At 71.5% G+C, this 12,777-nt stretch carries 12 protein-coding genes; 5 read left to right on the forward strand and 7 right to left on the reverse strand.

Annotated features, from left to right (window positions below; translation table 11 throughout):
- Both B7767_RS24660 and B7767_RS24665 read right to left on the reverse strand, forming a co-directional pair.
- Positions 1–678: DsbA family protein (locus tag B7767_RS24660; protein ID WP_085574130.1), on the reverse strand; the 678-nt coding region annotated here is incomplete at its 3' end.
- Between the two features lie 112 nt (positions 679–790).
- Positions 791–2,389 (reverse strand): MFS transporter, encoded by a 1,599-nt coding sequence (locus B7767_RS24665; protein WP_085574122.1) that lies wholly within the window; start codon positions 2,387–2,389, stop codon positions 791–793.
- Positions 2,390–2,644: 255 nt separating this feature from the next.
- On the opposite strand from B7767_RS24665, the gene B7767_RS24670 reads away from it, so the two are divergent.
- Positions 2,645–3,232 (forward strand): helix-turn-helix domain-containing protein, encoded by a 588-nt coding sequence (locus tag B7767_RS24670; RefSeq protein ID WP_218775817.1) that lies wholly within the window; start codon positions 2,645–2,647, stop codon positions 3,230–3,232.
- A gap of 128 nt (positions 3,233–3,360) precedes the next feature.
- Positions 3,361–4,254: a trans-aconitate 2-methyltransferase gene (locus B7767_RS24675; protein ID WP_085574124.1), complete on the forward strand. Its 894-nt coding sequence runs from the start codon at positions 3,361–3,363 to the stop codon at positions 4,252–4,254.
- A gap of 114 nt (positions 4,255–4,368) precedes the next feature.
- Here B7767_RS24675 and B7767_RS24680 read toward each other — a convergent pair whose 3' ends face one another.
- Entirely contained in the window at positions 4,369–4,932 is a 564-nt protein-coding gene (locus tag B7767_RS24680; RefSeq protein ID WP_085574125.1) for a hypothetical protein, read from the reverse strand.
- A 312-nt stretch (positions 4,933–5,244) separates the two neighbouring features.
- Between B7767_RS24680 and gcvH the strand changes: the two genes are divergently transcribed.
- A complete protein-coding gene (gene gcvH, locus B7767_RS24685; protein WP_085574126.1) occupies positions 5,245–5,640 on the forward strand; it encodes a glycine cleavage system protein GcvH in 396 nt (131 codons plus the stop codon).
- 190 nt (positions 5,641–5,830) lie between these two features.
- Here gcvH and B7767_RS24690 read toward each other — a convergent pair whose 3' ends face one another.
- The 4 genes from B7767_RS24690 to B7767_RS24705 all read right to left on the reverse strand — a co-directional run bounded on the left by B7767_RS24690 (position 5,831) and on the right by B7767_RS24705 (position 9,595).
- Positions 5,831–6,139, reverse strand: coding sequence for a hypothetical protein (locus B7767_RS24690; protein WP_143652618.1), 309 nt, complete (start codon positions 6,137–6,139; stop codon positions 5,831–5,833).
- A 243-nt stretch (positions 6,140–6,382) separates the two neighbouring features.
- The gene (locus tag B7767_RS24695; RefSeq protein WP_143652619.1) at positions 6,383–6,958 is read right to left on the reverse strand and encodes a hypothetical protein; all 576 of its coding nucleotides are present in this window, start codon (positions 6,956–6,958) and stop codon (positions 6,383–6,385) included.
- Between the two features lie 43 nt (positions 6,959–7,001).
- Positions 7,002–7,658, reverse strand: a complete 657-nt coding sequence (locus tag B7767_RS24700) for a class I SAM-dependent methyltransferase (protein WP_004993909.1) — start codon at positions 7,656–7,658, stop codon at positions 7,002–7,004.
- 236 nt (positions 7,659–7,894) lie between these two features.
- A complete protein-coding gene (locus B7767_RS24705; RefSeq protein ID WP_256923556.1) occupies positions 7,895–9,595 on the reverse strand; it encodes an IS1182 family transposase in 1,701 nt (566 codons plus the stop codon).
- Between the two features lie 332 nt (positions 9,596–9,927).
- Between B7767_RS24705 and B7767_RS24710 the strand changes: the two genes are divergently transcribed.
- Both B7767_RS24710 and B7767_RS24715 read left to right on the forward strand, forming a co-directional pair.
- Positions 9,928–10,263: a hypothetical protein gene (locus B7767_RS24710; RefSeq protein ID WP_179167269.1), complete on the forward strand. Its 336-nt coding sequence runs from the start codon at positions 9,928–9,930 to the stop codon at positions 10,261–10,263.
- 11 nt (positions 10,264–10,274) lie between these two features.
- The coding region (locus tag B7767_RS24715) for a tetratricopeptide repeat protein (RefSeq protein WP_107486301.1) at positions 10,275–12,777 on the forward strand (2,503 nt) is incomplete at its 3' end.

The following is a 12,777-nucleotide window of genomic DNA, read 5'->3' on the forward strand; positions in this document are numbered from 1 at the left end:
CTCGACCTCGGCCGGCAGCTCGCGCCGCGGCTCGGCCACGGCCCGCGCCACGAACCGCGCGATCACCTCGGGCGCGTGCGCCCCGGCCAGCGCCTCCCCGCCGATCACCAGGGTCGGCGAGGTCGTCACCCCGATCGCCCTGCCCCGCAGCAGGGCCTCCCGTACGTACGCCTCGGCCCCACCCTCGTCCAGCAGCCGGGCGCCCTCGGAGAACCCGGCGGCGGAGGCGACCTCCTGGAGCGTCTCCGTCCGGCTGATGTCCCGCCGCTCCACGAAGTGGGCCCGCAGCACCCCCTCCAGCACGGCGTCCTGGAGGGCGGCCCCGCCCTGCTCGTACGCCAGGGCGACAAGCCGGTGCGCGTCATGGCTCGAGGCCCGCCACGCCGCTCCCCACCGCGGGCCCAGCCCCTCGGCGGTCGCGATCTCCGAGACCCTGACCCGGTTCTCGGCCGCGCTCATCCCGGGCGCGCACCCCTGCAGCGCCGCGTCGACCACGGGGTCCCGCAGCACCTCCTCCAGCGGCTGCGCCCGAGCCGGTGCCATCGGGTCGATCCGGAACGGCCGCCACACCACCTCGACGGGCTCGCCGTCCCATCCTTCGAGCGCCCGTGCCAACCGCCGCTTGCCGATGTACGCCCAGGCGCAGACCACGTCCGCCCACACTTCGATGTGCCTCATGCTCCCCAAGTTATTCAACACGTGTCGTTTATTCAACATTCGTCGAACATGCTGCCCGGTGAGCGCGGTGTCCGTGGAGCGGTCCGCCTGCCGTGGCCCGGCTCTTGTGGGGTCATCCGGCGGAGACGGCCTCAGCGGAGTCCGTCCCGTCCGCGACCGCGGAGGATGTGTCCTTGGGGTCGGGGCCGCGGAGGGCTATGTGGACGAACAGGGCGCCCATGAGGAGGGCGCCCGCCCACATGGCCTGCTGCCAGCCGTCGACGAAGGACTGCCGCGCCGCGTGGAGCAGCTCCGGTGCGTGCGGTCCGGTGCCGCCCGCCACCTCGACGGCGTTGGCGACGCCTTCCCGGGCGATGTCCGCGGCACTCCGGGGGATGCCGTGCAGCCTGTCGTCGACGGCGTCGCGGTAGCCGGCGGACACGAGTGCGCCGAGCAGGGCGACGCCGAGTGCGGTGCCGAACTCGCGGGTGACGTCGTTGAGGGCGGAGGCGACGCCCTGCTTCCCGCGCGGCAGGGAGGCGGTGACGGCCTCCGTGGACGGGGTCATCGACAGGCCCATGCCGACGCCCATGGCGAGCAGGCCGGGCAGGACGGACGGGTAGCCGCCGCCGACGGAGACGAGGAGCGCCATGAGCGCCATGCCGGCTCCGCCCAGTGCGATGCCCACCAGCATGGTCGAGCGGGCGCCGATCCGCGCAACCGCCCCGGGGGCCAGGCCGGAGGCCGCCATCATCGCGACGGCCATGGGCATCATCGCGACCGTGGCCAGCAGTCCCGACCAGCCGAGCACGGCCTGGAAGAACGGGAAGAGGACCACGCCGATGCCCGCCTGGACGCCGAAGACCACCAGCAGCGTGATCGAGCCGCCCGACAGTCCGCGCTCCCGGAACAGCCGCACGTCCAGCAGGGAGGCGTCGCGGCGGTGCAGCTCCCAGGCCACGAACCCGACCGCGGCGACCAGGCCGGCCGTCAGGCCGGTCAGCGTCGCGGGTGCGGTCCAGCCGCGTTCGGGGCCTTCCTGCAGGACGAAGATGAGGCCGGTCACGGCGATCACGGAGAGCAGGGCACCGACGGTGTCGAACCGGTGGGCCGGGGTCTCGCGGGAGTCGGGAACCGTCTTCGAGGTCATGACCAGGGCCACCAGGACCAGGATCGCCGGCAGGACGAACAGCAGGCGCCAGTCGGCGACGTCGACGAGGAGCGCGGAGAGGAACATGCCCAGGATCCCGCCGCCTCCGGCGATCCCGGTCCACACGCCGATCGCCTTGCCGCGCTGCTCCTCGGGGAAGGTGGAGGTGATGACGGAGAGCGTGATCGGCATGATCATGGCGGCGCCGACGCCGCTCGCCACGCGGGCGGCGAGCATCACTCCGGCGGTCGGGGCCAGGCCGGCGACCACGGTGGCGATGCCGAAGACCCCCAGGCCGGCGATGAGCACCGGCTTGCGGCCCAGGCGGTCGCCCAGGGCACCGAGCGGCAGCAGCAGCGCGGCCAGGGCGAGGGTGTAGATGTTGATGATCCACAGGACCGTGCCCTGGGAGGCGCCGAATTCCACGGCCATGTGGGTCTGCGCGACGTTCAGCCCGGTCACCGAGGCGATGACCGCCATCAGGGCGATGGAGACGGTGATCAGGATCATGCGCAGCTGACGTGCGTCGGGGGCACCCCGGCCACCGGCCTGCGCGGCCGGTACGGGCTGGTTCGTACTCATCGGTTCCTCTCGGAAGGGCATACCGGGTCGGCGCCGGGGCAGGCCCGGTCGCCGGGTGAAGGGGGTGGACGGGGTCCGGACCGCCGCCCGCGTCGGGGGGGCGTACGGCGGCCGGTACCGCGCCGGATGTCAGAGGGCGGGGGTTCCCGCCCCCGGGCGCGGTGAGGGTCGCGACGGAGACGCCGCCCCGGACACCGCGGACCATCCGCACACGACGCTAAGCCGGTCTTGCCACCGAGGCATACGATGTTGCGCATGACGCAAGAAGATGGAGACCTGGACAGCCTCGTACGCAAACGCATCCGCGCCCTGCGGGTGGCGCAGGGCTGGTCCCTGGAGGAACTGGCCTCCCGCGCCCACCTCAGCCAGTCCACACTGAGCCGCATCGAGAACAGCCGGCGCCGCCTCGCGCTGGATCAGCTGGTCACCCTCGCCCGCGCCCTGGACACCACGCTCGACCAGCTCGTGGAGACCGCCACCGACGACGTCGTCACCAGCCCGACGATCGACAGCACCCACGGCCGGATGCGCTGGACCGTCAAGGCCGACCCCGGGGTGAGCGTGGTGCGCCAGCGCATGACCGAACCGCCCCCCGAGAACCCGGCGCGCATGCGCGCCCATCCGGGGCGCGAATGGCTCGTCGTCCTGTCCGGCACGGCGATCCTCATGCTCGGCCACCGCCGCTTCCGCCTCGAGACCAACCAGGCCGCCGAGTTCCCCACGATGATGCCGCACGCGATCGGCGCCGACGGCGGACCCTGCGAGATCCTCGGCATCTTCGACCGCGACGCCCGCCGCGGCCACCAGAGCGACAGCGACGACACCCAGGACGCTCCCCGGTGACAGCGAGGCCGCGCGACGGCCTCCCCCGGCGGTGACCTCTTGCGCGTCGAGCAGCACCCTCGACCATCGTCTTGCGTAAACCGGGATACTCCGTGCCGCAGACGCATACCCGTCCTAGCGTGAAGAGCATGAACCACACACCCGCCCACACCCCCCACCACGGCGCTCCGCACGGTCACCGCCACGAGGACGCGACGGACGGCCAGGCGGACACGACGGACGGCCAGGCGGAGATCCTCGACCTGGACGCCGAGGTCCTCGCCGAGTACACCGCCTCCATCACCGCATGGCTGCCGCTGCGGACCGCCCCCCACCACATCGTGGACCTGGGCTGCGGCACGGGCGCGGGCACCTTCGCCCTCCTCGACCGCTTCCCCGGCGCGCACGTCACCGCCGTCGACGCCTCCGCCGAACACCTGCGACGTCTGCGCACCAAGGCACACGCCCGCGGCGTCCAGGAGCGCGTGCGCACGGTGCGGGCCGACCTCGACGAAGCGGCCTGGCCCGACCTCGGCTCACCGGACCTGGTCTGGGCGTCGGCCTCGATGCACCACATGGCCCGTCCCGACCGCGCCCTGCGCAACGTCCACGACACGCTCGCGCCCGGCGGCCTGTTCGCCGTCGTCGAACTGGCCGGCCACCCCCGCTTCCTGCCCGAAGACGCCCCCGAGGACCGGCCCGGTCTGGAAGAACGCGCCCACGCCGCGGCCGACCGCCGCCAGGCCGGGCACATGCCCCACCGGGGCGCCGACTGGGGCCCGATGCTGACCGCCGCCGGATTCACCGTCGAGGGCGAACGCACCCTCGCCGTGAACCTCGAAGGCTCACGCGGCGAAGCGATCGGCCGCTACGCCACCGGCGTCCTGCAGCGCATCCGCAGCGCCACCGCGGACAGGCTCTCCCCCGAGGACCTCACCGCGCTCGACCGACTCCTCGACCCCGGCAACCCGCACGGCATCGCGCACCGCGACGACCTGACGGTACGCACCGAACGCACCGTCTGGGCCGCCCGCCGCACCTGAACCGCGGACGGTCCCTTCCGCCGGGGCGCCCCGAACGCGGCCCCGACCGGTGAACCGGCGTGGTCGGGCGTGGTCGGGTGTGCCCCTCCACCCCACGCCATGAACCACACCACGTCAGGCCGGGGGCCGACCGTTGACGCGGTACTCCTCGGAGGGCAACGAGTCCCATTCCGTCCACGCGCCGTCGCGCGGCACCATGAACAGCGGACGCGACCGGAGGACCTCTCCGACCAGTTGCGCGCGCATGACGATCCCGGGATCATCCGGTGCCGCGTAGCCCTCGGGCATGTAGCGAAATCCCACATCCTTCGCCTCGGCATACGCGATCGCATCGCTTTCCAGCTCCGACAGGTCCCTCCCGACCAGTTGGAGACCGCCGTACGCGATCCGGGGTCCGTGTACGGCGTCGGCGGCGATGCAGAACAGTCCCACAGCTTGGCTCACATAGGCCGTGACGGCAGGCGGTGAGGGAGCCGCTCCGCGACGGTGGACTTCGGCCTTCCACGTCGGCGTGAAGATCGCGTGGCTCCGTACGCAATCGCTGACCTTCGTCCGGCCGAGCGTCCCAGCCGCCTCGACCACTTCGTCGACGGTCATCCCGAACCGGAGCGGTCCGACGCCGGCAGCCGGCGCATAGGACCACTCGTCCCGTTCGACGACCTCGGTCCTCAACGCCATAGTCGCTCCTCTGAAAACACCTGGGACCTGCTGCTCCCCATCATGTCAATCGCAGACCAGCAGACCGCCGGGTGCGGCCGAGCTCGCGCAGGGTTGCGCCCTGGGAAGTGGTGTACGGGTCCCCACCCGGGCGCGCACGATCGGCCTCGGAACCGGGCCTGCCGGGGGCCACGCCGGGGATGGGCCGAGGGCCTGCTCGGCATACCCGGATTCACCCGTACGAGTATGTCCGTTTCTGTCTTGAGTTGGGGGTGTAGCAGGCTTGCCGTCGCCACATCCATGCAGCGATGCAACAGAGCCCCGGAGGCCGGCATGGCGGACATCCCGAACGATCGCCTCTACAGCAAGGACCACGAGTGGGTCCGGATCGACGGCGACCTGGTGGGGGTCGGGCTGACGGCTTACGCGCAGAAGCAGCTTGGCGACGTCGTCTTCATCGAGGTGCCCAACGTGGGCGATCGGTTCGAGAGCGGCGAGCCGTTCGGCACCGTGGAGTCGGTGAAGGCCGTGAGCGAGGTCTACGCACCCGTGGGCGGCGAGGTCGTCGAGGTGAATCCCGCCCTGGGCGACAGCCCGGAGCTGATCAATGAAGAACCCTACGGAGACGGCTGGTTGGTCCGGCTCCGCACCAACGGGCCGGCGAAGACCGACGACCTGCTCACCGCCGACGGGTACTCCGACTACATCAACGAAGAAGCGTCGGAGTGACCCTCGGCATCCACCGGGTCCACGACGTGGGCACGGAGGTTCCTCGAGCCCCTGCTCGCCGTGGCAGTTCCCGGCGGCGGGCCGGCAGCCTTGCAGGCGCGCCCGCGTAGGCGTCCGGGAAGCGCGGGAACTCCCGGGCGAGGGTCTACGGCCTGCGTGGCTGTCGGCCCCCGCCCGGGGTGGGGTCAGCTCAGGATGCCTGCGAGGAAGGACAGGCCGACGGTTCCGACGACCTTCCCGGCCCCTCCGGCGATGCCGGCCAGCCCGCGGCGCGCAGCTGCCCGAGCGCGGCGTCCAGCGTGTCGAGATCGGTGCCCTTGGTGAGCTGGTGCACCCGGGTCGGTGACAGCCCTGCCGCCTCGGCGACCTTCCGCACCGACACCTTCTCGCCGCGGGCAGCAGCAAGGGCCCAGGCCCGTTCCCGCTCGGCCTGCTCCAGCCGCCACGCCGCCCGTCGTACCCGAGCCAGCACCCGCCGCTCCCGACGGAACTTCCCCAACCACTCGACCGTCACCTGCGACACCCTGCCACTACGGAACCAACCGCCACTGGATGTTCAGGAAACTGAACGCCGTACCGGGAATCCCTGCTCCGCTACTCCCCGAACCCCTCCTCGCGGTGCGCGCGCCCAGTGCCCCCAGCGCTTGCGGGCAGCGTCCAGCGTGATACCGAACGGCTCGGCGACTTGCGCCCACGTCGGGGTGTCGGTAAGAACCCTGTCACCAACCGCAAATGGTGGCGATTACTCCTCCAGGCCCTCACTCTCTCCCTCCGGACTCGGCGGCTGCCGCAACGTCCGGATCGCCGCCGCATGGAAGTTGAACCGTGCCGTGTTAGCCCGGACCGTCACCGGGTTCCACTCATCCCAGTGCGGGCAGGTCGCGCCGCTCGCCATTTGAGCTGCGATCACGTCCCGCATCTCCCGGAAGGCGTCCTCCATCGCCCGTACCGCGACGTCGATCCGTTGAGGGCCCAACAACTCCACACGTTCGAGATCCCTACGGACCGCGCGTCGCGCATCTCCCAACAGACGACTTGGTTCCTCAGTCGGGTCGTCGAGTTGGTCGCCCTGCTGGTACTCACGTACCCGCTGCTCCCACGACTGCTGCAGGCGCTGGAGACCGTCCACCGTGGTGTCCCAGGTGTCTAGGAACGCCAGGTAGGCCTGCTGGCGTTGCCCGCGTAGCCATTGGCCATGTTCAACGGTGGCCTGGTCTGTGGTCTGCCGCCGACCAGCCCTGTAGCCGATGTATGCCACTGCGAGAGCGAATAGTCCGCCCGCTATGGCAGTGAAGATGGTTGCCGCTGCGTCGCTCATGGTGCGCATCCTGCCGTTTGCGGTTGGTGACGATCCTGCTGGCTTATTGTGCGGTGGCCTCGACGGTGTCCTCCGACTTGCGGGCCAGCAAGTGGGCGTCGAGGAAGCCCCGCTCAGAGGCCGGGTCGTGGAGCAGCCGGGCGAACGTGACGAGCCCGGCCCGGGCCAGCAGCTCGGCGAACCGGTCCGCCGGCCAGCTATAGGCGGGCGTCACCTTGTGGTCGAAGCGGACCGGCTCGGGCCCGTCGGTCGCGAAGAACGAGACCAGGAGCAGGCCCCCTGGTGCCAGGGCACGCGCCTGCTCGGCGAGCAGCGCGGGTAGTTCCCCAGGAGGGGTGTGAATCATCGAGTAGTGGGCCAGCACGCCGCCGAGCGCGCCGTCCTCGACTGGCAGGGCCTCCATTCGCGCCTCGTCGAACTGCAGCGCCGGATGGGCCCGCCGGGCGTGGTCGACCATGGCTGGGGAAAGGTCGAGCCCGAAGGCATCCAGCCCCAGGTCATGCAGCATGGCCGTCAGATGTCCGGGCCCGCAGCCGACATCGGCCGCCCGGGGGTTCCCCGTCCCGCGCACCAGCTCGGCAAAGATGCCGATCATGTTCCGCGAGAACGGCTGCTTCTCCAGCCGATCAGCGAACATCGACGCATACAGCTCGACGACCCCGTCGTAGGCCGCCCTGGTCTCGTCCTGGTGCTCCACCACGGGAAGGAAGTTAACACCCGTCGTTCGCAGCTGTTCTCCCGCCTCGTGCCGAATCCCGCGCCCGTCGCCGCGGACGCTCTCGCTGCCACGACAAGACCACCCGGCTCCGCAACCGGGCCGGTGGGGCCTGGAGCCGATACGCCGTTGGCGACCACGGTCGGTCACCAGCTGGCTGGGTTCCTCGGGGAACCGGCGACAGTTGATTAGGCGATCACGCCAGTAAGACCCCTATTCGGTCACACGGCGAGGGAGAGGTCGAGTCGGGCAAGGTGGCTGACGCGGGTGCGGTCGAGAGGGTGGCCGTTCCACCAGGCATCGAGGCGGATGAGGTTGAGCGCAACGGCGGAGAAGACATGCTCCAGGTGGGTCTTCTGAAGACCGAGGTAGCGGGCACGTCTCATCCCGGTGACCGCGACGGCCTGGTGGATGGTTCCCTCGATGCCCGCGCGGGTTCCGTACTTGGCTCGCCACTGCTCGTCGCCCTGCTGGAGGCGGGCATGGTCGAGGACTTCTTGCAGTTCGCGGGGTTGCAGGGAGAGGGTCCGGCCGCCGGTCTTCGAGCGGGTGCACTGGTCGCGCACCGGGCAGGGGCGGCATGTCTCCTTGTCGAACTTGATGACGATGGCCTTGGTGCCGCGCAGAGTGGCGGGGCTCCACCAGGTGCTGGTGTCCCCGCGTGGGCAGGTGGCCTGCCGCTTGTCCCAGTCGATGGTGAACGCGGTGCGGTCGAACCCTGCGCCGGCACGCGCCTGGGGTGAGCTGTTCAGCAGGACCGGGGTGACCAGGGTGACTCCGAAGTTCTTCTTCATGCCCACGATCAACTCGGCGGAGGCGTAACCGGAGTCGAGGAAGTGCTCGGAGGGCAGGAGATCGCGGGCGGCGAGCGTGTGATGGACCGGTTCGGTCATTTCCGCATCGGTCACTGTGGCGTCGGTGGTCGCGATGCTGGTGATCAAGCGCGGCGGCGGTCCGTCGGCTCCGGGAATCAGTGCCTGGCCGCCGGAAGCCGAGTCCTGGTCGTCGGCATCGTCGCAGGCCTCGCTGATGTGGATCTTGTAGCCGGTCCACCAGGAGCCCTGTTTGAGGCCGTAGCGCGCGTCGGTGTCGTACGGAGAGGCCAGCCGCAGTCTGCCGGGCGGGAGGTCTTTGCTCTCCCGCCGCTTCACCTCCGCTCCGGCCTCGGTCACGGTGCGGTGGTAGTTCTGCACCCACATCGTGCGCAGGACCTGCACCGCCGGGAGCTCACGCAGCCAGGCCGGGGCATCATGGGCATGCACCGCCTCCAGCAGCGCGAACCCGTCCCAGCCGTAGACCAGGGCCGTCTCCTCGCGTTTGCTCGTGGAAGCCGGCGGATGCCAGGAGTGAGTCCGCGGCCCGTAGCGTTCGGCCCAATCGTGAACGGGCACCGCCCCGGCCAGCCAGTCCGGGGCCGCGCAGGCCAGCGCCTCCAGCGCGGCCCGCAGTGTTTCCCCGGCCAGCTCCAGCCTGTTCAGGTCGCGTACTGCCGCCAGTACGCGGGTGGAGTCGGTGCGCTGCCTGCCTCCCGCCTTCACCAGGCCCCGGTCCTTGAGGGCGGTCAGCAGCAGGTCGAGCACCTTCTCCTCCATCCCGTGCTCGACCAGCCGTGTGCGGAACTCGGACAGCACCGAGGCGTCGAACCCGGGATCATCCAGCTCCAGGCCGAGCGCGTACTTCAGGTCCATGCCGTACCGCACCCGATGCGCTGCCGCCCGGCCGGTGAGGTTCTCGGCGAACTGCAACACCGTCACCAGCGCCAGCTGGCCCGGTGACCAGCCCGGCCTCCCTCTGGATCCGAACGCCTCGGCGAACTCGGCGTCCGCGAACAACTCGCCCAGCTCGTCACGGACCCGCATCGCCAGCGGGTACGGGCCCCGTGCCGCCACAGCCCGCGCCACCTGCGCGGTCAGCTCAGGCACCTTCGGCCACGGCCTCGGCCGCATCGACATTCCACACCCCACCCGCGACCGGGATCGCCAAGACGGCCGCTGCTGGCCTGTCCAACGAGCTGCCAGCCCCGCCGGGCACGGAATAAGCCAGCAGGATCGTCACCAGCCGCGAACGAGGGGCGTCATGTTCGGCAACGCGCGGCGGGGGCGCGCTCGGCGACATGACGGGTGACGGTCGCGCCGGGAACCGCGATGCCGAAGAAGTGCGTTTCCTGGTTCAGGCGAGAACGGTCCGGGACAATGCGAAGTGATAGGCCGTCAGCTGTCCGGCGGCGGACGTGTCGGGGCGAGGGGGAGCCGCTGTGTCGCAGGGGTGGAAGATCACGGTCATCGTGCTGGCAGCGGTAGGGATCGTCTCCACGCCGCTGGTGTGGTTGCTGGACGGCCCCGATGCCGGGCAGTTGGCCGGGGCCACGGTCCAGGCCGTCGTCGGCATCGCCGCCCTGGTCTGGGCCCTGTTCCAGCGTCCGTCCTCTGCCGGGCCCACGGACAGAGCCGTCCGGACCGGGAAAGCCAGCCGCGGTGGCGTTACCGGCATCCGGCGGCCCGGCGGCCGGGGCCGTGGCACGGCGACAGCCGAACGGACGGGAGAGGCCGACGGCGAGAACTCCGTCTCCGGCATCGACTACTCGAACTAGGCCCCGCAGCCATGACGAAGGCATCCCGGCGCACGGCGCGGGACGAGGAGCCCGAGCCGTCGGTGACCGTGGCGGACACCGGTGACGCCGAGGCCGCCGGTGAGGAGACAGCCGTGAGCGGCTATCGGGGCCCGGTCCCGGGAAGCGGCCCTGAGTCCCCCGCCTCGGTGCACCTGTCCGGTACCGGGAACGCGACCGCCACCAACGGCGCAATCGCCGTCAGCGGCTACGTACACACGCTGACTGTGCAGCACGCGCCGCGGGAACCGGCCTCCTGGCCGCACCAGGTCGGCGTGATCCCGTCACCGGCACGGTCCTTCCAGCACCGCGTGGAGGCGGACCGGCTGCGGGCGGCGGTCGAGGGCGGGGGCACCGCCGTGCTGTCCCAGGTGCTGACCGGAATGGGCGGGGTCGGCAAGACCCAGCTCGCCGCCGACTACGCCCGCGCCGCCTGGGACGACGGCGGCCTGGACGTTCTGGTCTGGGTCACCGCGAGCGCCCAGTCCTCCGTGGTGAGCGCGTACGCGCAGGCCGGCGTCGAACTGTGCCGGGCCGACCCCGAGAACCCGGAGCAGGCCGCGAAACAGTTCCTGGCCTGGCTGGCCCTCAAGCCCGGGCAGCGGCCGTGCCGGTGGCTGATCGTCCTGGACGACATCGCCGACCCCAACGACCTGATCGTCCACCCTGAGGATCCTGGCAACCGCTACAGCCTGTGGCCGCCCGCCGGCCCGCACGGCCGGACCCTGCTTACCACCCGCCGCCGCGACGCCGCCCTGTTCGGAGACGGCCGCCGACGGATCGAGGTCGGCCTGTTCACCCCTGCCGAATCGGTTGCCTACCTCACCGCGGCCCTGCACGGCCACGGCCGCACCGAGCCCGCCGACCAGCTCGCTGCCCTCGCCGCCGACCTCGGGCACCTGCCCTTGGCCCTGGCCCAGGCCGCCGCCTACCTCATCGACTCCGGCAAGACCGCAGCCACCTACCGCGACCTGCTGGCCGACCGCGCCACGACACTCGCCGACCTCACCCCCGACGCCCTGCCCGACGAGCAGGCCACCGCCCTCGCCGCCGCCTGGTCCCTGTCCATCGACCGTGCCGACACGCTACGCCCCGCCGGCCTGGCCCGGCCCATGCTCCACCTGGCCTCCCTGCTCGACGCCAACGGCATCCCCCAGGATGTGCTGACGGGTGACGTGGCCCGCGCACACCTTGCCGCACACCGCACGACAGCCGGCCCCGGACGAAGGCGGCGACCGAAGTGGTGGCCGAGCAGACGGCAACGCTCGGCGGCTCCTGTTCCCCCTGATGAGGCTTTCGGTGCTCTGAGGGTCCTGGGCCGGCTCAGCCTCATCGATCACCAACCCGACGCCCCTCACCAGGCCGTCCGCGTCCACCAGCTCATCCAACGTGCCACCCGCGACACCCTCAGCCCTCACCAGCACGATCAGGCCGCGCGCACCGTCGCCGACGCTCTGCTCGCCGCCTGGCCCGAGATTGAACGCGACACCGACCTCGCCCAGGCCCTGCGTACCAACACCACCGCCCTTACCAAGTACGCCGAGGACGCCCTGTACCGGCCGGATGCGCACCTGGTGCTGTACCGCATCGGCCGCAGCCTCGGTGAATCCGGTCAGGTCACCGCCGCCATCGAGTACTTCGATCGCCTAACCACCAACATCCGCAGCCGCCTCGGCCCCGACCACCCCGGCACCCTCGCCACCCGGAACAACCTCGCCTCCTGGCGAGGAGAGGCGGGGGATGCAGCCGGGGCGGCACAGGCGCTCGCCGACCTGCTGGAGCACACAGTGCGGGTGCTGGGCCCCGACCACCCCGACACCCTCGCCACCCGGAACAACCTCGCCTCCTGGCGGGGAGAGGCGGGGGATGCAGCCGGGGCGGCACGGGCATTCGCCGACCTGCTGGAGCACACAGTGCGGGTGCTGGGCCCCGACCACCCCGGCACCCTTACCATCCGGAACAACCTCGCCTCCTGGCGGGGAGAGGCGGGGGATGCGGCCGGGGCGGCACAGGCGCTCACCGACCTGCTGGCCGACCGGGAGCGGGTACTGGGCCCCGACCACCCCGACACCCTCACCACCCGCAGCAACCTCGCCTTGCGGCGGGGAGAGGCCGGGGATGCGGCCGGGGCGGCACAGGCGCTCACCGACCTGCTGGCCGACCGGGAGCGGGTACTGGGCCCCGACCACCCCGGCACCCTCGCCACCCGCAGCAACCTCGCCCTGTGGCGGGGGGAGGCGGGGGATGCGGCCGGGGCGGCACAGGCGCTCGCCGACCTGCTGGAGCACACAGTGCGGGTGCTGGGCCCCGACCACCCCGGCACCCTCACCACCCGGAACAACCTCGCCTTGCGGCGGGGGGAGGCGGGGGATGCGGCCGGGGCGGCACAGGCGCTCACCGACCTGCTGGCCGACCAGGAGCGGGTACTGGGCCCCGACCACCCCGACACCCTCACCACCCGCAGCAACCTCGCCTCCTGGCGGGGAGAGGCGGGGG

It is taken from the genome of Streptomyces sp. 13-12-16, from assembly GCF_002114215.1.
GTDB lineage: Bacteria > Actinomycetota > Actinomycetes > Streptomycetales > Streptomycetaceae > Streptomyces.